We start from the raw sequence: 23,403 nt of genomic DNA, 5'->3' as shown, positions 1-23,403 counted from the left end.
TCACTTCTTTCCCCGTCACTCTTGGAAAGTTCTATGCGCCCCGCATTGCGAATATATAAACATGATATACAAAAAGGAGGCGAATCATGATGTTTTTTCCATCCGTTATCAATTTTGAGTATATAAAAATGAACGGAATCAGCGGCGGAGCAACTTTTAACACCGGCTCTTCCGTTATGGTGAGAAACACAGCAGCCAATAAAAGAAATGAAGGGTACGGTGAACAAAACGGTGATTGCACCGTTGTCGTCATCCCTATCACGAGTATCGATGATTCAGATCTGATAGATGGCACAGCAAACAAGATCAGCCTTCGATAATGATCTGGCTTGCATCCCCCAGATGTTTAGCAATCGATATATATAAAATCCCGTCTTTGAATACCGCCTGCATTCCCTTCGTTCCCTGAGCGGAATGCGGAAGGTCGAGTTTTTTTTCAAAATCGCCGTATTTTCCGGTCTTTTGTTTAAAATCCTGTTCATTGAAAAAGGATTTTCTCGTGCCTTTTACGACGATATATTCTCCGTAGGACAGCAGCTGAACATCTTGTTTCCGGTAGCCGGGCAGATACAGTAAAAATTGGAGCTCATCATGGGTTTCTACAATATCTATAAGAGGAAAAGCATCCTCATTTCTTTTCATTTGCCCATCTCCCTGTTGAAAGGGAAAATGAGAATGGCCGTTTTGAAATGATTTCAGTTGTTCATCATCAAAAACGTTTTTCCAAAAGTCGCCGCCGGACATGTTTTGCGCCATTTCCATCCATTGCTTCATCTTATCGAAATCCATTTTTATCGCCCCCTGTCTAAGCATACGGTCATAACAGCCGGCATACACCTGTATTAAAGGAGGTTTGCCTGTGGTTCAACCAACTCCATATATCAATATTAATATTTTCATGTTGAAAATTAATTCCTTTGAAAATGCTTCAGCGGTGAATGTCGGACAAAATTTACTGGCGGAATGGCAGAATTCTGATAAAAAGAATCAGGGATACGGACAGAACTTCGGAGATGCAAGCGGCTTCATCGGCACGAACGGCAAAGTGGATGACCGGGATCAAATTGATTCTCCATCTGCCTTTGAGTCTGCATGCGATAAAATCCCTGCCGGAAAAGGAGGCCCATTATGATGTTTTCGCCGGTTTTGGTAAATGTAGGAGGCTTTAAAGTAAATGCAGTCGACCGCGGTTCTTCCATTACGATCGGCCCGTATCAGCAAATCGATTATTTTTTATCCAATAAGATCAACTACGGATTCGGTGAAGAAAATGGTGATTTGGCGCCGATTTATATCCCCATCAGTTCTATTGCTGATCCGGATCTCATTGATTCGAACTCCGGAAAAACAAGCATTATATAATAAAAAGGCCATCCGCATGCATTCGGATGGCTTTTATGTGATATTTAACTGCATAAGTATTTTGTTAAGATGGCTTGAACCTCAGTCAAGTCCGTTTCTTTTGCAAATTCCAATTCGAAAGTTTTTCCCCTTGTCATTAATACAAGCCCGGTATCTGGATCAAACATCCCCGCTTCTTGAATGGCGAAGCTTTCAATTGTTTTATATGGAAGAAATACGCGCACTTTCTTTTTGGAGAACATTTTATTATCAAAGAAAATCACTCGTTTATTCGTAAAGCATATTTGGTCAACCCGCAGTTTATAAATCGTTTCGATCCGTTCTCCCTCAACGAGCAAAGCCTCCAGCTTTTTTGTGTCGGTTGATCTGCTGACAGAAAAAATTCCCAATGAAGAACCCCACTTTCTGCTTCTATACTATTGTTTTATTACAATCATAAAAAAATAAGTTCTTTATCCCTATATAAGAATACGACATAGACGGCATTTAAACCATTACGAACAGATTACATTTTTAGAACGTTCATCAAAAAAGCCCTTCGCGAAAGGTGCCGCTGTTATGAAGTAATACGGTTCAACGGAAGAAAAGGTTTCAAGAAAACGGTATTTTTTTCGAAAAGTCAGTTTTTTATTTTCGCCATAAAAAACCGCGGCTTCTCCAATGCCGCGGTTTCAACAAAACATCAACGATCCGTATCTTCAATCGTTCCTTCTTTATAGGTATCTGAAATTTGTTCCATCGTCGTGTCGGTGCCTTCTTCAGGTTGCACTTGCTGAAGCTGATCTGATGTTTTATTTTGTTTGTCTTGCTCTGTTTTTTTCATTTTGCAGCCACCCTTTATATGTAGTCTTTTTTAGTATGGCTCAGGCAAAATGAATTCATTCAGCTTTAAACTTCTTCAAAATACTCTTTATAGAAGCCTCCGACTTTGTTTGTATTGTCTACAACAAAAATGAATTCTTCTGTTTCATTTTTGACTTCATACTCTTTACCCGGCGTCAGCACATTTTTGACAATGTATTTTTTCGCATCTGTATGTACGCATTTGACCTTTTTGACGCTTTCTTTTGTCTGCCAATTATTATGAATCATTTATAAAACTCCTTTTCTTAATCGATAAGCTTATTGTAGCTGTTTTTTCTTGTGAATTGCAATAACGGTTATCAATTGATTTTACCGGGGCTGTTATTATAGAATGACTGTATGCGCTTACTTTGCGCGGACATCAAGATGCTCAAAACAGACCATAAAAAAATTTCGGGAGGTTTGTTACGAATGAGTTCTTTAACGATGCAGATCACAAAAAGGCTGGAAACATTTTTACAGGGCACGAAGAAACTTTATATTGACGGAAAATTTGTTCCGAGCGCTTCAGGCTCAACATTTGTCACACCGAATCCGGCAACCGGAGAAACGCTGATGACGCTTTACGAGGCACAGACAGAAGACATTGACAGTGCAGTGAAAGCGGCACGCAAAGCCTTTGATCACGGCGAATGGCGCACTATGCCGGCCGCTTCCAGAAGCAGGCTGATGTATAAGCTTGCCGATTTAATGGAAGAGCACAAAACGGAACTCGCGCAGCTTGAAACACTTGATAACGGAAAACCGATTAATGAAACGACGAATGGGGATATCCCGCTTGCAATTGAGCATATGCGTTATTATGCCGGGTGGTCTACAAAGATAACCGGACAAACAATTCCGGTCGCCGGCTCATATTTTAATTACACCCGCCATGAGCCTGTCGGCGTCGTGGGGCAGATCATCCCTTGGAACTTCCCGCTCCTTATGGCGATGTGGAAAATGGGCGCCGCCCTTGCCACAGGCTGCACAATCGTTTTGAAACCGGCCGAGCAGACACCGCTGACCGCCCTCTATTTAGCGGAATTAATAGATCAGGCGGGCTTCCCTGACGGCGTCATCAATATTGTCCCAGGGTTCGGCGAAACGGCCGGGGAAGCGCTGACCAACCATGACGATGTCGATAAACTCGCTTTTACCGGCTCTACAGAAATCGGCAAAAAAATCATGGAAAAAGCCGCAAAAAAAATTAAACGCGTGACACTGGAGCTTGGCGGAAAGTCACCTAACATCATTTTGCCTGACGCCAATTTGAAGAAAGCCATTCCCGGCGCTTTAAACGGGGTCATGTTTAATCAGGGGCAGGTATGCTGTGCAGGCTCCCGTGTCTTCATTCACAAAGACAAATATGATGAGGTCGTCAGCGAAATGGTTTCATATGCGAAATCGCTTCAGCAAGGCGCCGGCCTTCACCAAGATACACAAATCGGCCCGCTCGTCAGTCAGGAACAGCATGAGCGCGTGCTTTCATATATTGAAAAAGGAAAAGCGGAAGGAGCCAAAGCTGTCGCGGGCGGCAGCTGCCCGTTTGAAGAAGGGTATTTTGTCTCCCCGACTGTATTTGCGGATGTGGATGACAGCATGACCATCGCAAAAGAAGAAATTTTCGGCCCTGTTTTAGCCGCCATTCCGTATGATACGGTAGATGAAGTCATTGAGCGGGCGAACCGCTCGGAATACGGCCTTGCAGCCGGACTTTGGACTGAGAATGTGAAAAACGCCCATTACATTGCTGACCGTCTCCAAGCCGGCACCGTTTGGGTCAACTGCTACAATGTTTTCGATGCGGCATCTCCTTTCGGCGGCTATAAGCAATCCGGCCTCGGGCGGGAAATGGGCTCTTACGCGCTGAATAATTATACAGAAGTGAAAAGCGTCTGGATCAATCTGGAAGATTAAATCAAACAAGAAACTGCTGCCTGTCAGCAGTTTCTTTCTTTTGTCATGCCGCCTTTGACATATGAATATATATGCTTCTGAAGGAGTTGAGCGAGTGTGAGCACAATTCATGAAAACGTCAGAAGCCGCCAAAAGAAAACCATCTCCCTATTAAGAGAAACGCAAAATGCGGACGGCTCATGGTCATTTTGTTTTGAAGGACCGATTTTGACAAACGCCTTTCTGATCCTCCTCCTCACTTCTCTTGGAGACAATGATAAAGAACTGATCGCTGAGCTTGCAGAAGGCATTCGCGCTAAACAGCGCCCGAACGGAACTTTTGCCAACTATCCTGATGACCGGAAAGGAAATGTGACCGCCACTGTACAGGGCTATGCCGGCTTGCTGGCTTCCGGTTTATATAGCCGTTCTGAGGCGCATATGATTCAGGCCGAACGCTTTATCATCTCAAATGGCGGCTTGCGCAACGTACACTTCATGACAAAGTGGATGCTTGCGGCAAACGGCCTTTATCCATGGCCCGCGCTGCATCTGCCATTATCTTTCTTAGTCATTCCCCCATCCTTCCCGCTGCATTTTTACCAGTTCAGTACATACGCCCGTATTCATTTTGTACCGATGGCCGTGACGCTTAACAAAAGATTTTCGCTGAAAAATCCCAACGTTCCGTCTCTCGCACATTTAGATCGGCATATGACTAAAAATCCGTTTACATGGCTTCGTTCCGATCAGGATGAGAACAGAGACCTCTCTTCTCTTTTCGCGCACTGGAAGCGGCTTTTGCAGATTCCTGCCGCTTTTCACCAGCTCGGTCTGCGTACGGCCAAAACGTATATGCTTGACCGGATTGAAGAAGACGGCACATTATACAGCTATGCGAGCGCCACTATTTTTATGGTGTACGGCCTGCTCGCTCTCGGTGTATCGCGCCACTCCCTCGTTATCAGAAAAGCACTTGCCGGCACGAAAGCTTTGCTCACGTCTTGCGGCGATTTACCGTACCTGGAAAACTCAACGTCGACCGTTTGGGATACGGCGCTTCTCAACTATGCGCTTATGAAAAGCGGCATCTCAGATAACGATCAGATGATAACCAGCGCCGCCCGGTTTCTGCGTGAACGGCAGCAGACGAAAGTCGCTGATTGGGCCGTTCACAACCCGCATGCTGAACCGGGAGGATGGGGTTTTTCAAACATCAATACAAATAATCCTGATTGTGATGACACAGCCGCAGTGCTCAAAGCCATTCCGCGAAAACTGTATCCCGCCTCATGGGAACGCGGACTGAGCTGGCTTTTGTCCATGCAAAACAGTGACGGCGGCTTCTCTGCTTTTGAGAAAAATGTCAATCATCCGCTGGTCCGCCTGCTGCCGCTGGAATCGGCTGAGGAAGCGGCCATCGATCCTTCAACAAGCGACTTAACCGGACGGGTGCTGCACTGTTTAGGAGAAGCGGGGCTTTCTTCTGATCACCCTCAGATTGAAAAGGCCGTCCAATGGCTGATCCGCCATCAAGAAGAGAACGGATCGTGGTACGGCAGATGGGGGGTCTGCTATATTTACGGCACATGGGCAGCGCTGACAGGGATGAAGGCTTGCGGCGTGAGCCAAAACCACCCGGCCGTGAAAAAAGCGATCCGCTGGCTGAAGTCCATTCAAAACGAGGACGGAAGCTGGGGAGAATCCTGTAAAAGCGCAGAAGTCAAAACCTATGTTCCGCTTTCTTACGGGACGCTTGTACAGACGGCTTGGGCGGCCGAAGCTTTGCTGCAATACGAAAAAACTCATCATCAAGCCGTCACAAAAGGCATATCTTTTCTTATTGAAAACCGGCATTACGAAGGAGCCGCTTTCAGCTATCCGACCGGAATCGGCCTGCCGAAGCAGTTTTACATCAGGTATCACAGCTACCCGTATGTGTTTTCTTTGCTTGCGCTCAGCACTTTTATGAAAATGAGTGAAAAGGAGGAAGAAAAATGAAACGGCACGCTTATCAAACCGAGATGCTGAATTGGTGTGAAACCTTGAAGGAACAAGTCATTCAGCAAGGCCGGTTCGATCGCTTCGCGGCACAAATCGACCGGATTTTTCACACCCTTCAGGATGATGGATTAACGGAGGCGGAATGGTACGAACAGGCATCAGCACTTTACCGGGACATTACTGAACCCGAAGAGCCGGATGAGCGCAGAGCTTATGTGCCGATCGGCAAGCATGTCCTCCCTAAACTGCCTTACAGTTATTCCGCACTGGAACCGTATATTTCAAGAGAGATTATGAAACTGCACCATACCAAACACCATCAGAGCTATGTTGACGGTCTGAATAAAGCAGAACTGGAGCTCAAAAAAGCGAGACAGACGAAACAGTACGACTTAGTGGCACATTGGGGGCGGCAATTGGCGTTTCACGGGGCGGGCCATTATTTGCACAGTATTTTCTGGTTTTCGATGAATCCAAACGGAAAAAGACGGCCGACGGGTGCACTCTTTCAAATGATTGATGTGTCATTCGGAAGCTACTCCGCTTTTAAAGAGCAATTTTCTCAAGCGGCGAAAAAAGTCGAAGGAGTCGGCTGGGCTATCCTAGTCTGGGCGCCGCGCGCCGGGCGGCTGGAGATTTTGGCCGCTGAGAAGCATCAGCTCTACAGCCAGTGGGACGTCATTCCTTTGCTTCCGCTGGATGTGTGGGAACACGCTTATTACTTACAATATAAAAACGACCGAGCGGCTTACGTGGATCAATGGTGGAATGTCGTTGATTGGCGGGAGGCGGAGAAACGGTTCGAGCAAGCGCACCGCGTGATATGGCCGCTTTATTAAAAAAGCCCCCGTCTTGAACGGGGGCCTGCTTCTTTTGGTTTAAAAAATACCAAGCACGTGCAGAAAAACGATAATAATGGCTACAGGAGCCACATAACGGATTAATAGGAGCCAGACTGCAAACCATTTTCGTTTTATACCGGAACCGCTTTTCAGTTCGTCAAACAGCATCTGTTTCGGGATTTTCAACGGTACGAAAACGGCAATTAAAAGCGCGCCCAGCGGCATTAAGACATTGCTGACCAGAAAATCCGCAGCGTCAAAAATACTGCGGTGAAAAATAGAAACATCACTCAAAATTCCGTACGACAGCGCCGAAGGGACCCCGACAATAAATATAGCAAGTCCCCCGATCCATGCATACCGCTTCCGTTTTGCCGAATCGCCTTTTGACAAAACAGCAACTAAAATTTCAAGCATTGAAAAAGCCGATGTCAGCGTCGCAAATAAAAACAGCAGCAAAAAGGCGAGTAAAAACACGATGCCCAACGGCATTTGGTTAAAGACGGTCGGCAGCACGTTAAATAAAAGCTGCGGGCCTTGATCCGGCTTGAGGCCGAATGCAAACACCGCCGGAAAAATCGCCACTCCCGCCATCACAGCAACAAGGACATTTAATACCGTCACCGATACGGCGGATTGAACAATATTTTCTTCTTTTTCTAAATATGCGCTGTATGTAACCATTACGGACACTCCGACGCTTAACGAGAAAAATGATTGTCCCATCGCATATAAAATGGTATTGGCATCCATCGCGCCAAAATCAGGCATAAAAAAGAATTTTAATCCTTTTGCTGCATCATGCAGTGTTACGGAGCGGATCATTAAGAGAATAAACAGAATAAACAGAGCCGGCATCAGCACCTGGCTCACTTTTTCAATGCCGCTGCTCACCCCTTTTGCCACAACTAAAATCGTCAGCACGATAAACAGCAGCTGGCCGAAAACGGCTGCATAAGGATTTGAAATGGTATCGATAAATAACGTATCAAATCCCGAAGAAAGCGATAAGCCGCCCGTAAAGCCTTTTATAATGTAGATTAATATCCATCCCCCCACTACGCTGTAGAAGGATAATAGAATAAAACACGTAATGATTCCGAGATATCCGATCCAGTGCCACTTTTTCCCCGGCGCGAGCGCCTTATAGGATTCAACGGCGTTTTTTTGTGTTTTTCTGCCGATAATAAATTCAGCAAGCAAAAGCGGCAGTCCGATTAAAACAGTAAATAAAATAAAAACAAGCAGAAAAGCGCCGCCTCCGCTGGTTCCCGCTACGTAAGGGAACTTCCATATTGCGCCGAGCCCGATTGCAGAGCCGGCCGTAGCTAAAATAAATCCCAGCTTAGATGACCATTGATTAGCTTCTTTCACTTCAGCACTCCCAATTCATTTCAGTATAAAAATCAATTGTAAGAATATATGTCTGAATAGTCAAGAAGATATTAGTTTACATAATAATTTTATTGAAAACTTATATTTAATATTGAATTATTCAGAACATTATTTATAATGGAATACAGAAAAGTCAGTCATATTTTCTGACTGATTTAATGTAAAAGGAGCTGTGTTTATGGAATGGCTGAAAAAAATAAGCGGGTTTGCGGGCCAAACCTTTGGCTTGTGGGTTATCGTCTTTGCCGGTTTAGGATTCGCCTGCCCTGATTTGTTTTCTTGGATCAGTTCTTATATGACGATTTTCCTTGGTATTATTATGTTTGGGATGGGGCTTACTCTTCAAGCAGACGATTTTAAAGAATTAATCAGAAAGCCTTGGCATGTCGTGATCGGAGTCGCTTGCCAGTTTACGATTATGCCGCTTACGGCTTTCTGTTTATCAATCGGGCTCCGCCTCCCCGCAGAAATCGCCGCGGGCGTCATTCTGGTCGGATGCTGTCCGGGCGGTACGGCATCAAACGTCATGACGTTTTTGGCGAAAGGCAATACGGCGCTTTCTGTTGCGGTCACCACGATCTCAACATTGCTTGCTCCTATTGTAACGCCGGCACTTATTATGCTGTTTGCGAAAGAGTGGCTCCCCGTTTCTTTCGGCTCACTGTTTGTTTCCATTATGCAAGCCGTGCTTTTGCCGATCGTCCTCGGGGTGATTGTGAAGCTGTTCTTCAAAAAACAGGTCGGACAAGCCGTGCACGCGCTTCCTCTCGTGTCGGTAATCGGCATCGTAGCGATTGTATCCTCTGTCGTCAGCGTAAATCGTGAGCATCTGCTTCAATCAGGACTGCTGATTGTGTCTGTCGTCATCTTACATAACGGAATCGGATATTTGTTAGGATTCCTGACTGCAAAGCTGTTCAAAATGGATTATGCTTCACAAAAAGCGATTGCGATCGAAGTCGGAATGCAAAACTCCGGACTGGGCGCAGCGCTTGCGACAGCGCATTTCTCCCCTTTGTCAGCCGTGCCGAGCGCAATTTTCAGCATATGGCACAATCTGTCGGGGTCTGTTCTTGCCACCTACTGGTCTAAGAAAAAAGAGAAAAACAGCGCCGAAGAAGAAGAAACGGCAAAGATTCCGTTTTCATAACTGAACAAGGATAGGATAGGCTGCTGCCGCTCCTATCCTTGTTTATTCTGCAGATCACGAAACAGACGCAAAAGCGCTTTTTTTACATCCCCCTGAAATAAACCTCCATGATAACAAATCAATTGGCGGATATCGTAATCGAGCAGCCGCCGCACAGAACGGACCGCATCATCCATATGTAACGTATAGCCGGGATTAGCAAGGTTCAGCTTTCCGTCTTCAATGACGACCGCATCACCTGTGACCATAGTTTTTTCGGCAGGCAGATAAAGACTGATATGGCCGGGTGTATGACCCGGCGTGGCTACAACGCGAATGCCTCCGCACCAGGGCAGCAGCTCGCCGTCAGTAACTGTCCGGTGAACTGGAGCCGATTCGACTGATTGAAGCGAGCGGATGAACTGTTTTGCATAAGGCTTTGCATCCTCTGGCAATGAACAAAACGTTGATTCAGCCTGCTCAAGCCGTAAAGATTTTTTAGAGCCGTCAATATACGGCGCTTCACGCTCATGTACTGTCACGCTGACATCCGGATGTAAACGGTATAATGCAGCGAGTGAGCCGATATGGTCTATGTCGTGATGCGTTACAATGATTTTTGTCAATGAATGAAGCGACATTCCATGCCGGGCAGCGGCATGTTGAAGATGGTTTGTAAAACCGGGATATCCGCAGTCTATTAATATCGTGTCATGTTCGTCTTGCAGAAGAACCGGAGTGATAGAATGCAATTCTTCATTATATTCAAATTCGATCTCAAGCGGATAACAGCTTTTCATATAAATTCTCCCCTTCTCTCAATAAAAAAGTACACTGCTTGTAAGGGCAGTGTACTTTTTGTCTGTCTCAAATTATCCTTCCAGCAACAGCTGTTCCGGATCTTCAAGCAGGTTTTTAATGGTGACAAGGAATCCGACCGCTTCTTTACCATCTACAATTCTGTGATCGTATGATAAAGCGATGTACATCATCGGACGGTTTTCAGAGCGCTCCGCATCAATCGCTACTGGGCGCAGCTGAATTTTGTGCATACCTAAGATCCCAACCTGAGGGCTGTTTAGGATCGGGGTTGACATAAGCGATCCGAATGTACCTCCGTTTGTGATCGTGAAGGAGCCTCCTTGCAGCTCACCTAATGTTAATTTATTGTTTCGCGCTTTCTTCGCAAGTTCGCCGATCTCTCTTTCAATGCCGGCAAACGTCAGGCGGTCAGCGTCACGCACGACTGGGACGACAAGCCCTTCTTCAGCCGCGACAGCAATACCGATGTCATAGAATTTTTTCACGATCAGCTCATCGCCTTGAATTTCAGCGTTAAGGAGCGGGAATTTTTTCAATGCAGCCACGACGGCTTTTGTAAAGAACGACATGAAACCGAGTTTTACTTCGTTTTGCTCAAGGAATTGGTCTTTACGGCGTTTTCTTAGATTCATAACGGCCGTCATATCAACTTCGTTAAATGTAGTCAGCATCGCAGAAGTCTGCTGCACTTCAACCAATCGTTTCGCGATCGTCTGTCTGCGGCGGGACATTTTTTGCACTTCGACAGGTTTGTCAAAGCTTTGCTGTGTTTTTGGAGCCTGCTGTTTCGGCTGTGCCGCAGGTTTTGAAGCCGGTTTTTCATAAGCTTCCACATCTTGTTTGCGCACGCGGCCGAGCGGGTCTCCCGTCGGAATTTGTGATAGATCAATTCCTTTTTCCCTTGCCAGCTTGCGTGCAGCCGGAGACGCTACCGTTCTGGATTTCGCTTCTGATTGTGCTTCCTGGCTGACTTCTTGTGCAGCAGGTTCAGCTTTTGCTTCCTCTTTCGTTTGTTCATTGGCTGGAGCACTTTCTGAAGGGGCGGGTGCAGAACTTTCGCCAGCGCCTTCTGTAATGGTACCGATAATTTCTCCTACTTGGACGGTATCACCCGAATCTTTCAATACCTCTTTTAGAACACCCGATTCTTCTGCTGTCAATTCAACATTTACTTTATCCGTCTCCAGTTCAAGCAAGTACTCACCCTGTTCTACATAATCACCGGGCTGCTTTAACCATTGGGCTATCGTTCCTTCTGAGATTGATTCTGCTAATTCAGGTACCTTAATTTCCGCCATTTTTTCATTTCCCCCTTAGTTTTTGCGAGTCAAGCTATCAGATACAATGCGTTCCTGTTCTTTTTTGTGGACTGTCGGATCTCCTTCTGCGGGACTGGATCGTCTTCTTCGGCCGATGTATTGGACATTTACTCCTTTTGGCGCGATTTCCGTCAGATACGGGCTGATATAACTCCATGCCCCCATGTTCTGCGGCTCTTCCTGAACCCAAACGATCTCTTGCAGGTTCGGCAGTTTGGCGAAAAGCTCCTTCGTATCTTTTGCCGGGAACGGATACAGCTGTTCGATTCTGGCAATATGAAGCCAATCCTTATCGCCTTCCATTTTGTTGAAGTGATCGCTGATATCAATTGACACTTTTCCGCTTGATAATACGACGCGAGTCACTTTTTCGTAAGCATGGGAAAGACCGGACTGCTCATAGACAGGCTTGAATCGGCTTTCGCTCAGTTCCTGCACTTCAGATACCGTATTCGGGTTGCGCAGCAGGCTCTTCGGCGTCATGATCACAAGCGGGCGGATTTCCTCACGAAGCAGCATTTTCGCTTGTCTTCTTAAAATATGGAAATACTGAGCCGCACTTGTCAGGTTGGCCACCGTCCAGTTGTTTTCCGCCGCCAGCTGCAGGAACCGCTCGACGCGGCCGCTGGAGTGTTCAGGGCCCTGCCCTTCGTAACCGTGAGGCAGCAGCATGACCAGTCCTGATTTTTGTCCCCATTTTGCCCGTCCTGCAGATATGAATTGATCAAAATAGACTTGAGCCGCATTGGCAAAGTCCCCGTACTGCGCCTCCCACATCACAAGCGTTTCAGGCGAATACACGTTGTATCCATATTCAAAGCCGAGAACCGAACCTTCAGAGAGCGGGCTGTTATGCACCGTAAATGAAGCAGCGCAGTCGTCTAAGTGATGGAGGGCAACAAATTCTTCTCCTGTTTCGCTGTCATGCAGCACAAGGTTTCTTTGAGCGAACGTTCCGCGCTCTGAATCCTGTCCGGTCAGCCGGATCGGCGTGCCGTCTTTCAAAATGGAAGCAAACGCAAGCGATTCAGCCAATGACCATTCAACTTTACGGTCATCATCAAACGCTTTTGCACGTCTTTCCAGGATTCTTTTCAGCTTGCCGAACACGTTAAAAGATTCCGGCCAGTTGATAAGTTCGCCGTTCAGCTTGCGGAGAACATCAAAATCAATGGCTGTATCAACATCTGGAAAACCGTTGGACACCGGTTCCGGCAATTCAATTTCCCGTACGGCGTCTTCTTTTTTGGCGGGCACCTTTTTATAGGCGTCTTCAATTCGTTTTGTCACTGTCGTTTCGATGTTTTGCGCTTTTTCCTCGCTGATCAGTCCTTCACTTACGAGTTTTTCCGCAAAGATCCGCTTGACAGTCGGGTGTTTTCTGACGGCGTCATACAGCATCGGCTGTGTCGTTGACGGCTCATCCATTTCATTGTGGCCGTACCGTCTGTACCCGATTAAATCGATTAAGAAATCTTTATTGAACCGCTTCCGGTATTCAACCGCAAATTTAACGGCTGACAGGCATGCTTCCGGATCATCCGCGTTGACGTGAACGATCGGAATTTCATAGCCCTTCGCCAAATCACTGGCATATTTCGTGGATCGTGATTCATCGCTTTCAGTTGTAAAGCCGATCATATTATTGGCGATGATATGAATGGCCCCGCCGACCTGATAGCCTTTCAGAGAGCTTAAGTTCAGCGTCTCGGCGACAATGCCTTCTCCCGGAAACGCTGCGTCACCGTGAATTAAAATGGCGAGCGATTTTGTTTCGTCTTGAACCGGGTACCCCTTTTGCGTTCTTGTTTCCTGTGCCGCCCGCGTGCTTCCTTCAACAATCGGATTGATGAATTCCAAATGGCTCGGGTTATTTGCAAGCGTAATCCGCGCGCTTTTGGTTTCAGCATCCTGAAGCTGTCTGTCTGCACCGAGGTGGTATTTTACATCGCCCGTCCAGCCGTAGCTGATGCCGGTCGATCCTTCAGACGGCACAAGGTCTTTATTCGGCGCGTGCTGGAATTCTGAGAAAATAATCTCATACGGTTTGCCGAGCACATGCGCAAGCACATTTAAACGGCCTCTGTGCGCCATCCCGATATTGACATTGGTTGTGCCCGCTTTCACAGACTGGGCGATAATGTCGTCAAGAACCGGCACAAGCGCGTCTAACCCCTCAATTGAGAAACGCTTCTGACCGACGAATGTCCGGTGTAAAAATTGTTCAAATCCTTCTACTTCCGTCAGTCTTTCTAAAACGGCTGACAGTTTTTCCGGTGAATTTTTCCGGAACAGTTCTCCGGATTCGACCATTTTTGTAATCCATGCGCGCTCTTCGAAATCATGCACATGGTCAAACTCGAAGGAGATGGTTCTTTTATAGGTATTGCGTAAATGCTGGATGGCTTCTAAGCCGTTTGTTATATTGGCAGGTGCGTCTTTACAGATGACAGACGCGGGTATTGCTTTCATTTCTTCTTCTGTAAGCCCGTACTCGGATAACGGAAAGAGCTCGCTCTTTTTCGGATCCTTTCTGAGCGGATTGACGGAAGCGTTCAGATGGCCATAGGTTCGAATATCTTCTGCAAGTTTAACTGCTGCTGCGATCTTTTGAATCAGATCTGCGGTGACGCGTCCCTGTTCCTTTGTTCCCGATGCCTCTTTTATTTGGCTTGGCGGAGCGCCTAGTTCGTCAAACATGTCTTTCAGATCCGGATCAATGCTGTCTGGATCTTCAGCATATTGGTCGTACAGCTCCAGTGCGTAGCCGAGGTTCGGTCCGTAAAAATCTTCCCAATTCATTCTTTGTTTCATATTATTTTGAAACATTTGAATATTACCCCCAACCTAGATAATCAAGTGATCAATTCACTATCTTGAAATAACTTTTGAACGCTGTGCCCAAAATTATGTAATAAAAACGCTTCCAAGGATATTTTACCACTGATTGCGTTTGGATTCTACCTTGATTGTTCACAAAATAGTAAAAAAAACAGATCAATACCGAAAAAATTAAATCATTTTAAAATAAAAAGCGAAAAAGCATAGGAAAAAGCCTATCCTATGCTTTTATGAAGCAGTTTTTTCAAGAGCGGATACAGCACATCGGGCAGCTGATCGACATCCGGAACAAAAATACTGTACTTTCCGTACATATCCTGAATGGTTTTCATCTGTGATTCCTCTATCGCAGTATTGGACAGAAAAACATTTATGACTTCTATCCCTTTTTTTCTCGCTTCGATGACAGCCTCGCTCGTATCGACGATGCCGTTTTGTTCGTATCCGAATGCTGCCGGCTCTCCGTCTGAAAACACGATTAAAAATTTTTGCGCCTCACTCCGCCGCATCAGCTGTTTCGTCATTTGTCTGATGGCGTATCCGTCTCTGTTATCTTCTTCAGGCGCAAGCTGCATGATCAGCGGACCCGCCGCCTGCAGCAGCGACTCTTCAAACGGAATGACGGTATTGAAGAAATTCGGCTGGCTCGTTTCGGTCGCTTCGTTTGTATCCTCCCAAAATCCGACGATCTGGTGCGGTACGGACACTGATTTCAAGGCTTCATGAAAAAGAACGATCCCTCTTTTTGTTTCATCCATTTTGTCGAACATGCTGGCCGAACAATCGACAAGCAATGTAAAAACGGCGTCAATGTCTGAAGACGGGTCCTGCTTTTTATAGAAAAGGCGCGGGTTCCGCTCCGTAAAATAGCGGATCAGTTTGCGATTCAGCCGGCCTGCGTGAAGGTCGGTCCGCGGGAGCGTTTTTTTGTGCTCAAGTGTTTTTTGTATCATCTGCTTCAGGCGTTTTTGATATGATTCTATCGTTTTTGCCTGTTCTTTATAAGATTGCTCCTCTTCAGGAGACGCTTTATGAGGCGTTTGATAAACCGGGAAGGCAAATTTGTTTTCTTTTCCGTCAGCCAGCCCCGCGCCCTCATGTTCATCCTGAATGGATTCAAGCGCTTCCAGTTTGGAGTAATCCTCTCTTTTCGTCTGACGTGCGGAACCTTGAACGGAGCCGAGCGCCTGGTCACCGTCATCGCCTTCTCTGGCCGCGTCTTTCCCAAGATCTGATTTCGCGCCGTGCTCAATATCAAATTGAAGGAAACTTTTTGACGGCGCTTCGGTTTCCCGGTGCCACGTATTCATTTTCTCTTCAAGGATTTCTTCATCTCCGTCGGAAGACTCAGGGAGCGTGAGATCGTCACTTAACGAAGGCGCTTTTTTTACACTTTCGAATAAAGGCTCTTCAGCCGCTTTTTCGTAATCAAGTTCCGGCAGAAAAAAGTACGTGTTCAGCATATCTTTCTCAAGCACTTCATCAAGGCCTTCCATGAGGTCTTCCGTTATTCTTGCGATTTGTTCCGTAGAATCCGCCTCATACACCCGGATGAGCTGACGTTCAATATACGGTATCATCATATCAATATGTTCATGCATGGAAGGAATGCCTTCAAGCGGAGACTCAGCCGTCAGCTTGACAAACATCGCGCAATACAAAGCGTCGGTGAAAATGCTCCGTTCTAAATTCAATGTCAGCTGCGTCGTGAAATATTTCCTGTACATCTCCCTCCGCTTCTGAAAAACACGTTTCGTTCCCGGCCGTTCTTTTTTGATCAGCTCTTCAATTCTGATATCCTCAAGCAGCATAAACAGCTGCTTGGCAAAGCTTTGGCGGGTGAAGTGCCGGTGAACGTCATTTAAAAACCCCGCAAATACCCGAAATGAGCTGCTGCGTGTTCCGACAGCGCGCAAATAGACATCGCTTTTCAGGCCGGCTTCCATATCCCCGGCTGATCGGTCTTTCCAAAAGTGGCTCATGTAAATTTTCTTTTCAAAGGGATTGTAGTAAGACTGCACGCCGTATTCCACTTCAACTTCACTGCTTCTGGTCAGTGTTTTGGCCAGATCAGTCAGCATCATGAACAAAAACGAATCAATCGTGCTGTCATTAAATTTGATAAACTTCATTGTATATCCCTCATTCGAACAGCGTTTCTGCAATATTTCTGACAGCGGCTTTTTCCCTGTCGTCGTCAAGTTTTTCTACGATGCCTCTTTCAATCGCCCGTTTCGGCGGGATGTACGCAGCCAAGTCGCACGTATCAATGAGAGCCCTGATGGACGCCGCTTCTTCTGACACTTGTCCGTTATGCGCTTGTGCGATTAAATCAGAAGACAGCGTCATAAAACGCTCAATTAATTTCTCATCTTTTAAAACAGACTGAGAGGTCAGCACCTGTTTCAGGAGGCTTCCTTTAATATACGGAACATCAATGATGACAAAACGGTTTTTAAGGGCTTCGTTCAGCGGAACGGTGCCGACGTAGCCTTCATTAATCGCGGCGATAACACCGAATCCTTCGCTTGCCTTAATCACTTCTCCTGTAAAGGGATTTGTCATCATTTTTCTGTAATCTAGCACGCCGTTTAGAATCGGAAGGGTTTCAGGCTTTGCCATATTGATTTCGTCAATGTATAAAAAATGTCCCTCGTTCATTGCGGTTGTTACAGGTCCGGGAACGAATTCAATTGTCGCCTGTCCCTGTTCATTTTCAATCGTTTTATAGCCGACAAGCGCTTCTGCATCGAGGTCTACGGAGCAGTTGACGCTGTGCATCGGTTTATGAAAATAGTTCGAAAGCGTTTCCGCCAATTTTGTTTTCCCTGAACCCGTCGGTCCTTTTAATAAGATATTTTTTCCCATTGTCAAAGCAATGACGGCATCGAATACAATCGCTTTATCTTCGGCCTCATAGCCTGATGATCCGATTAAATCCCGGAATTCTTGGGAAACGGGATGATTTTGATAAGCCTGCAGTTTGTTTTGTATATCTTCCGGAAATGATAGGTGCTGTAATTCTGAAGTCATAGGTGATGTTTCCTTTCCATTTGTATTCCATAACCGAGTATACTAAAAAAGCCCTTGTATACTCAATACAAAAGGGCTCATTCCCTGCGGGCGCTTTTTGTCAGGGGAGCGCAGGCGATTCTGGCTCCGGAATTTCCGCTCGGGTTTGTCAAATAATCGTCCGTATGTTCATGAATGACGAACGCGCTTCCGTCCCGGTCGAGCAGGCTGAGTCTGCTCCCTTCTTTTAATGAAGTTTGCGGCGCGTTCATAATGACATCCACTTTACCGTCAGCCCCCACTTCAAGATTGGGGAGATCCCCGGCGTGATGACCCATCGGATTGTTGAAGCCGTGTTCTTTGTTCAAAGGGTTGAACGGACCGCCGGCTGATTCGAAATCAGGTGCCTGACATGTCCCTTTTTCATAAATATGAAACCCGAGAGAAGTGCCGGGCGGCAGATGCCCCGCTGATATATGAATGTCTGACCCTTCATCATCAGATTCCCTCACTTCGATATATCCGATCGTTTTTCCGTTTTGATTGATGAGTCCGGCATGCTCACGGTATGCAGATGCTTCCAATGCGCGGCTTTCCCCATATTTTTTGGGCGGAACAGGAGCGGGTCCCCCCCCGCAGCCGCAAAGCGTAATTGATGCGAGCATGAGAAAAAGCAAGAGACGATTCATGCTTCCTCCCCCTTATTTTTTACCCATCAGTCTTGTCAAAACGTAAAAATGGTAAACAAAAAAAGCCCCGAAAGGCTTTTTTTAAAAATAACTGCGCGCTCCTAAATAAGCTTTTTTCCAATACGGATTGCTTAAGTTTGAAACTTCAACCCCGGAGGAGCTTGCGTGAATAAAATCTCCTCCGCCTAAATACATTCCCATATGAGAAGGGCCCGCTTTATATGTCGTAAAGAAGACAAAGTCGCCTGCTGACGGCTGGCTGATATGTTTCATCGTATTCCAATATCCGGCCGTGCTCAGACGGGAAACAGAGCTTACCTTATTTAAAAGGTAATAGATGTAACCGCTGCAATCGAAGCCCGCAGGCGTATTGCCTCCCCAGCGGTAAGGCACGCCGACATGTTTTTTCGCCTCGCCTATCATTCTGTCAATCTTTGACCCTGTCACCGGAGGTTCGGGAGTATTCGGCTTGGTTGGTTTTGCCGGTTTGTTATCCGGCTGCCGCACAGGATCTTCTGTTTTTCCCGTTCCCTTAATCACCAGAACTTGTCCGATTTGAAGCACATCAGTTGTCAATTTATTTTTTTCTCTGATGAGCTGAGCGGTGATGCCGAACCGATTAGCAATTTTCCAGAGGGAATCGCCTGCTTTTACTTTGTAAGTGGATGGCTTCTCAGAAGGGTTTGAATGAGATGGCGGTGTTGTGCCGCTGTTTCCGTTATGTGAAGAACCTTTGATCTTTAACACTTGATTCGGATACAGCATGTCTGATGTTAATTGATTCAGCTTTTTCAGCTCGGCAATGGTGATCCCGGTTTGATTGGCGATTTTCCACAGCGAGTCACCCGGCTTCACAGTGTAAGTCCCTGATGCGCCTTTATCAGGCTTTGTCTGTCTGCCGCCTCCGTCGTCCGTGCCGCCGGCAGACCCTTTAATTTTCAGTTTCTGGCCGGGATAGATGACATCTGAACTCAAACGGTTCAGGCTTCTCAGCTCAGAAACGCTCATTTTGTATTTTTTTGCGATCACCCATAACGAGTCTCCGTATGTAACTGTGTAGGCACCCGTGCTTCGTTTTCCCTTTTGCCCCGTTTTATGTGTGCCGCTGCCGTCGGGAATGTGCAGCCGCTGTCCTGGGTGGAGTATCGTTGATTTCAGTTTATTTTCCGCCTGCAGGGCTGAAATACTTGTATGATATTGCCGGGAAAGCTTCCAAAGAGAGTCGCCGCTTTTTACTTGAATGGTTTTTGCTTCAGCGGGATGCACGGCGAAGGTTGAAGTCATTACTGCAGATACAGCCAGTCCGGCTGCGATTTTTTTCTTCATATAACGAAAAACCTCCTATTTATCATTGCTGAAAGGGACGTTCCTTTTCTTTGGACGCCGCCTGTTATGCAGGATTCATTCAGAAGTCGACATTAATTCCGATTCATTTGGCCTTAGATCATCACCAATGCCACACATTTTACATAAATTGAGAACATTTCACAAAAGACTTTGGAATCATTTTCATAACATGGCTTTTTTCCGCGACATTCCACCTTTCTTGTCTGTTTTTCATACAATTCTCTTTACGGCGTGAAAAATCCTCCCGAAAAACAATCAAAAAAAGCCCGCTTCCTTTAAAGGAAGCGGGTGACGGCTGATTACAGAACCCGGGTCTCGGCAGTTTTCACGTCTTCTGCTATCAATTCCGCTGCACGCTGTGCTCCGCCGGCCGCTTTCAGGGATTCTCCGATTTCAGAAGCTTTTGTCTGATATTCAGGATTTTCGCTCAATTCTTTTATTGCTTCAGTGAGCAGTTCCGCTGTTACATCTTCTTTTTTAAACATTTTGCCCGCGCCCGTGTTTTCCACTTGGCTTCCGACGGCGAACTGATCTGCGCCCATCGGAATGACGATCATCGGGGTTTTGTAGTAAAGCCCTTCGCTCGTACTGTTCATTCCGCCGTGAGTGATAAATAAGTCCGCTCTCTTCAGGATCTCAAGCTGCGGAACATAAGGCTTTACAATGACATTCTCAGGAATTTCATCAAGCTCCGCAGGATCAAGATGTTTGCCGATTGACATGACGGCTTTTCCGTTAAAGTTTCTGACCGCTTTTAAGCATTTATTAAACAATTCCTTCTGATTGTTAAAAATCGTGCCCATGGAAATAAACAGGACTTTTTCTCCTGCAAGCTGTTCAAACGGGAAATCTTGAGCCGCCGCCCTTTCGGTTATGGACGGACCGACAAAGAGATAAGAATCGCCAAACTCTTCTTCTTTCGGCTGAAACGCTCTTGAAGTAAATACGATGGTTTTTCTGCCGTCATTTGAGAAAATATCATACGGCGTTTTAATGTCTGCGCTGAATTCTTCATTGAGCCGGCTGACCGCTTCGGTATAAGCCGGATAATGAGATGATTCCTCTGATACAAGGTTTGTATTTGAAAACACTTCTTTAATAAATGCTTCATTCATTGCAAATGTCGTACAAAGTGAATATGCCGCCAGTTTCAGCTGGTTTCTCACAAGCCTTCCTGCCAGAAAATGATGATCATACAGGATGTAGTCGTAGGATTCATCTTTTACTTCCTCAAGAATACGGAGTGCGGCTTTTTTGGAAGTCTCAATCATTAAAAGCAAAAACTCGGTAGCGTCCCGCTGTTCATCACCCGTTGCGTTTTTTCCGAATTCATCTTTTCGGAAATCTTCATATTCACGGAATTCCGCTCCGCTTGACGCGATTTTGTTCTCATATTCCTTCACGCCGTAATATACGACATGTTCCCCTTTTGCCTTCAGTTCTTTTACGACGCCTAAAGACGGATTGATATGGCCTTCTCCCGGAAAGCCGATCATCAATACATTTGCCATCTTTCCACTCCCTATTCTTTTAAATTTTATGTATATTTAAACGATAACATCAATACAGAAAAAGGTAAAGATGTTCACCTTATTAATATTAAATGGGTACAATATTCCCATTTTCTTATTATTTCGTATGAAGCGCCCGCGGCGAAACAAGCGGATACAGTCCGCCGTCTTTAGCAAAGGACATTTTTCCCGTTTCTTCTGAAACAACGAGCACGAGTGCATCAGTCACGGCCGAAAGTCCCATCGCGGCCCTGTGGCGCGTCCCGTATTTGAGATCGACATGTTTTGTTGTGAGCGGAAGCACATTGGCTGCTGATACAACTCGGTTTTCTCTGACCAATACGGCTCCGTCATGAAGCGGATTGCCGGGATAAAAAATACTCTCAATTAAAGCTGCACTGATCTCGGCATGCAGGCTGGTCCCTTTTTGTATCATTCCGTCCAGCGGATCTGCACGTTCAATCACAATCAGCGCTCCGTGTTTTTCTTCCGCCAGATGCTGCACGGCCCTCGCCAGCTCTGTATAGGAAGGCGTGAAATGTTCGATATATGACTGCAGGTAAAACGACGAAGCGACAGCCTGCATTTCCTGAAACGTATGTCCCAGTTCATCTAATTCGCAAAGAAGGCATTGGTCTTTTTCATTCAATGTCCGCAGTATCATTCCGGCATCCTCTGTAATTTGTTTCAAATACGTTTGAACGGCAGCGGTAAACGCGCTTTCCGTCATTTGAGTGTGGCGCATGTCACATCAGCTCCTTTCCCTTATTTTCTGCATCGTGCGCATGGATATGCGCCGCTGTGTGCACCATAATCATGAAAGGAGGCGCACATCATATGGAATTCGCACGGCTGATGCAATATATCTGCACCTTTTTAGGGGTCATTTCACTTTCATTCATTTATGCCAAGATGTTTAAAAAGCCGAAACCGGACAAAAAAGAGTAGGCCGGCTTTCATTGCTTTTTATACATAAAATGTTATAATTTCTCTCGTTAAAATAAAGAAACGGGGAACCTAACTTGAGAGAAACGAACACGATCGGCCAAAAGGTCAGACAGCTGTTACATATCTTCATTCCGATTTTAATCACACAGGCGGGCCTTTCCCTGATCACCTTTTTGGATACGGTGATGTCAGGGAAAGTGAGCGCTGCCGATTTAGCCGGGGTTGCAATCGGTTCAAGCCTGTGGACGCCGGTTTATACGGGCCTGGCAGGAATATTAATGGCCGTTACGCCCGTTGTTTCGCAGCTGTTTGGAGCCGGCAGACAAAAGGAAGTGCCGTTTTCCGTCATCCAGGCCGTTTATGTAGCGGCCGTTCTCAGTGCGGCGGTTATCCTGATCGGCTTTTTCACCGTTGATATGATCTTGGGACATTTGGGCCTGGAACCTCGTGTCCGGACGATCGCAAAACACTTTTTAGGATTTTTATCCCTCGGTATTTTTCCTTTGTTTGTGTACAACGTTTTGCGCTCGTTTATTGACGCACTCGGCAAAACGCGAGTCACAATGCTTATTACGCTTTGCTCATTGCCTATTAATTTTGTTTTAAATTATGTATTTATTTTCGGGAAATTCAACATGCCGGCATTGGGAGGAGTCGGGGCGGGGCTCGCTTCCGCCCTGACTTACTGGTGTATTTGCGCCATCAGCTTTTTTATCGTCTGCAGATTTGAGCCGTTTGCCGGGTACTCTGTATTTCGGAAACTGTACCGTTTTTCTCCGTCTGAATGCAGGAAGCTTTTGAAAATCGGATTGCCTATCGGTTTTGCGGTATTTTTTGAAACGAGCATTTTTGCGGCTGTCACACTGCTTATGAGCCATTTTCAGACGGTGACGATTGCAGCCCACCAAGCGGCAATGAATTTTGCTTCCCTCTTGTATATGCTGCCGCTCAGCGTATCCATGGCCATGACCATTTTGGTCGGCTTTGAAGCAGGCGCAAATCGCTATAGAGATGCCCGCTCATACAGCTATATCGGGATCGTGATGGCGCTTAGTTTTTCTTTATGCACGGCGGCTTTCATTTTACTGTTCAGGCCGCAAATCGCCGGAATGTATACATCAGATCCGGACGTGCTCATGTTGACGCAGCACTTTTTAATCTATGCGCTGTTTTTCCAGCTTTCTGATGCCGTAGCAGCTCCGATACAAGGCGCTCTGAGAGGATATAAGGATGTCAACTATACACTCGGCGCGGCTTTTGTGTCGTATTGGATTATCGGGCTTCCGCTCGGTTACGCAGTCGGCACTTATACGGGCCTCGGGGCATACGGCTACTGGATCGGTTTAATTGCGGGACTTGCCGCAGGAGCTGTCGGTTTATTTTTCAGACTGATGAAGCTGCAAAAGCGTTATGTGAAAAAAATGACGATTTTATAAAGGA

Annotated in this window: 22 protein-coding genes; 8 read left to right on the top strand and 14 right to left on the bottom strand. The window is 46.2% G+C overall.

Annotation, left to right across the window (positions count from 1 at the left end):
- The first annotated feature begins 86 nt into the window (after nucleotides 1-86).
- Nucleotides 87-320, top strand: a complete 234-nt coding sequence (locus BZ167_RS19450; RefSeq protein ID WP_060675208.1) for a hypothetical protein — start codon at nucleotides 87-89, stop codon at nucleotides 318-320.
- Here the strand turns inward: BZ167_RS19450 and BZ167_RS19445 are convergent.
- Entirely contained in the window at nucleotides 307-789 is a 483-nt protein-coding gene (locus BZ167_RS19445; protein WP_025284853.1) for an Hsp20/alpha crystallin family protein, read from the bottom strand. The two genes, BZ167_RS19450 and BZ167_RS19445, sit on opposite strands and share 14 nt — an antisense overlap.
- 70 nt (nucleotides 790-859) lie before the next feature.
- On the opposite strand from BZ167_RS19445, the gene BZ167_RS19440 reads away from it, so the two are divergent.
- The gene (locus BZ167_RS19440) at nucleotides 860-1,132 is read left to right on the top strand and encodes a hypothetical protein (RefSeq protein WP_014418114.1); all 273 of its coding nucleotides are present in this window, start codon (nucleotides 860-862) and stop codon (nucleotides 1,130-1,132) included.
- Complete coding sequence (locus BZ167_RS19435) at nucleotides 1,129-1,362, top strand: hypothetical protein (protein WP_003153785.1); 234 nt, start codon at nucleotides 1,129-1,131, stop codon at nucleotides 1,360-1,362. The genes BZ167_RS19440 and BZ167_RS19435 overlap by 4 nt, the downstream gene beginning before the upstream one ends.
- 44 nt (nucleotides 1,363-1,406) lie before the next feature.
- Here BZ167_RS19435 and BZ167_RS19430 read toward each other — a convergent pair whose 3' ends face one another.
- The 3 genes from BZ167_RS19430 to BZ167_RS19425 form a co-directional block, all read right to left on the bottom strand.
- Complete coding sequence (locus BZ167_RS19430; RefSeq protein WP_003153783.1) at nucleotides 1,407-1,751, bottom strand: PH domain-containing protein; 345 nt, start codon at nucleotides 1,749-1,751, stop codon at nucleotides 1,407-1,409.
- A gap of 293 nt (nucleotides 1,752-2,044) precedes the next feature.
- Nucleotides 2,045-2,185: a DUF4025 domain-containing protein gene (locus BZ167_RS20240; protein ID WP_003153781.1), complete on the bottom strand. Its 141-nt coding sequence runs from the start codon at nucleotides 2,183-2,185 to the stop codon at nucleotides 2,045-2,047.
- Nucleotides 2,186-2,250: 65 nt separating this feature from the next.
- Entirely contained in the window at nucleotides 2,251-2,454 is a 204-nt protein-coding gene (locus BZ167_RS19425; protein ID WP_007407979.1) for a DUF6501 family protein, read from the bottom strand.
- A gap of 183 nt (nucleotides 2,455-2,637) precedes the next feature.
- On the opposite strand from BZ167_RS19425, the gene BZ167_RS19420 reads away from it, so the two are divergent.
- From BZ167_RS19420 to BZ167_RS19410, 3 genes are all read left to right on the top strand, one after another.
- Nucleotides 2,638-4,125 carry an aldehyde dehydrogenase family protein gene (locus BZ167_RS19420; protein WP_003153776.1) on the top strand — a complete coding sequence of 496 codons (1,488 nt, stop codon included), beginning with the start codon at nucleotides 2,638-2,640 and terminating at the stop codon, nucleotides 4,123-4,125.
- A 96-nt stretch (nucleotides 4,126-4,221) separates the two neighbouring features.
- A complete protein-coding gene (locus BZ167_RS19415; RefSeq protein ID WP_060675210.1) occupies nucleotides 4,222-6,105 on the top strand; it encodes a terpene cyclase/mutase family protein in 1,884 nt (627 codons plus the stop codon).
- On the top strand, nucleotides 6,102-6,947 hold the full coding sequence (locus tag BZ167_RS19410) for a superoxide dismutase (RefSeq protein ID WP_007407976.1): 846 nt from the start codon (nucleotides 6,102-6,104) through the stop codon (nucleotides 6,945-6,947). Before BZ167_RS19415 ends, BZ167_RS19410 begins: the two co-directional genes overlap by 4 nt.
- 39 nt (nucleotides 6,948-6,986) lie before the next feature.
- Here BZ167_RS19410 and BZ167_RS19405 read toward each other — a convergent pair whose 3' ends face one another.
- A complete protein-coding gene (locus BZ167_RS19405) occupies nucleotides 6,987-8,324 on the bottom strand; it encodes a sodium-dependent transporter (RefSeq protein WP_007407975.1) in 1,338 nt (445 codons plus the stop codon).
- A 199-nt stretch (nucleotides 8,325-8,523) separates the two neighbouring features.
- Here BZ167_RS19405 and BZ167_RS19400 point away from each other — a divergent pair, with 199 nt between their 5' ends.
- Nucleotides 8,524-9,495 carry a bile acid:sodium symporter family transporter gene (locus BZ167_RS19400; protein ID WP_060675211.1) on the top strand — a complete coding sequence of 324 codons (972 nt, stop codon included), beginning with the start codon at nucleotides 8,524-8,526 and terminating at the stop codon, nucleotides 9,493-9,495.
- 32 nt (nucleotides 9,496-9,527) lie between these two features.
- Here the strand turns inward: BZ167_RS19400 and BZ167_RS19395 are convergent, their stop codons facing one another.
- The 9 genes from BZ167_RS19395 to cdaS form a co-directional block, all read right to left on the bottom strand.
- The gene (locus BZ167_RS19395) at nucleotides 9,528-10,274 is read right to left on the bottom strand and encodes an MBL fold metallo-hydrolase (protein ID WP_060675212.1); all 747 of its coding nucleotides are present in this window, start codon (nucleotides 10,272-10,274) and stop codon (nucleotides 9,528-9,530) included.
- A 72-nt stretch (nucleotides 10,275-10,346) separates the two neighbouring features.
- A complete protein-coding gene (gene odhB / locus BZ167_RS19390) occupies nucleotides 10,347-11,594 on the bottom strand; it encodes a 2-oxoglutarate dehydrogenase complex dihydrolipoyllysine-residue succinyltransferase (RefSeq protein WP_007407972.1) in 1,248 nt (415 codons plus the stop codon).
- 15 nt (nucleotides 11,595-11,609) lie between these two features.
- Nucleotides 11,610-14,444, bottom strand: a complete 2,835-nt coding sequence (gene sucA / locus BZ167_RS19385) for a 2-oxoglutarate dehydrogenase E1 component (RefSeq protein ID WP_007407971.1) — start codon at nucleotides 14,442-14,444, stop codon at nucleotides 11,610-11,612.
- A 227-nt stretch (nucleotides 14,445-14,671) separates the two neighbouring features.
- The gene (locus BZ167_RS19380) at nucleotides 14,672-16,588 is read right to left on the bottom strand and encodes a vWA domain-containing protein (RefSeq protein ID WP_060675213.1); all 1,917 of its coding nucleotides are present in this window, start codon (nucleotides 16,586-16,588) and stop codon (nucleotides 14,672-14,674) included.
- A 10-nt stretch (nucleotides 16,589-16,598) separates the two neighbouring features.
- On the bottom strand, nucleotides 16,599-17,489 hold the full coding sequence (locus tag BZ167_RS19375) for an AAA family ATPase (RefSeq protein WP_060675214.1): 891 nt from the start codon (nucleotides 17,487-17,489) through the stop codon (nucleotides 16,599-16,601).
- 77 nt (nucleotides 17,490-17,566) lie between these two features.
- Nucleotides 17,567-18,157, bottom strand: coding sequence for a superoxide dismutase family protein (locus tag BZ167_RS19370; RefSeq protein WP_060675215.1), 591 nt, complete (start codon nucleotides 18,155-18,157; stop codon nucleotides 17,567-17,569).
- Nucleotides 18,158-18,238: 81 nt separating this feature from the next.
- Nucleotides 18,239-19,483: a C40 family peptidase gene (locus tag BZ167_RS19365; protein WP_060675216.1), complete on the bottom strand. Its 1,245-nt coding sequence runs from the start codon at nucleotides 19,481-19,483 to the stop codon at nucleotides 18,239-18,241.
- A 320-nt stretch (nucleotides 19,484-19,803) separates the two neighbouring features.
- Nucleotides 19,804-21,015, bottom strand: a complete 1,212-nt coding sequence (locus tag BZ167_RS19360; RefSeq protein WP_060675217.1) for a macrolide family glycosyltransferase — start codon at nucleotides 21,013-21,015, stop codon at nucleotides 19,804-19,806.
- 118 nt (nucleotides 21,016-21,133) lie between these two features.
- Nucleotides 21,134-21,760 carry a sporulation-specific diadenylate cyclase CdaS gene (cdaS, locus tag BZ167_RS19355; protein ID WP_015417634.1) on the bottom strand — a complete coding sequence of 209 codons (627 nt, stop codon included), beginning with the start codon at nucleotides 21,758-21,760 and terminating at the stop codon, nucleotides 21,134-21,136.
- A 277-nt stretch (nucleotides 21,761-22,037) separates the two neighbouring features.
- Here cdaS and BZ167_RS19350 point away from each other — a divergent pair, with 277 nt between their 5' ends.
- Nucleotides 22,038-23,399, top strand: coding sequence for an MATE family efflux transporter (locus tag BZ167_RS19350; RefSeq protein ID WP_077392188.1), 1,362 nt, complete (start codon nucleotides 22,038-22,040; stop codon nucleotides 23,397-23,399).
- The last annotated feature ends 4 nt before the right edge of the window (nucleotides 23,400-23,403 follow it).

Source organism: Bacillus sp. 275 (genome assembly GCF_001999205.1).
Lineage (GTDB): Bacteria > Bacillota > Bacilli > Bacillales > Bacillaceae > Bacillus > Bacillus velezensis.
The sequence above is the reverse complement of the archived record's forward strand: the minus strand, read 5'-3'. Positions and strand labels throughout refer to the sequence as shown.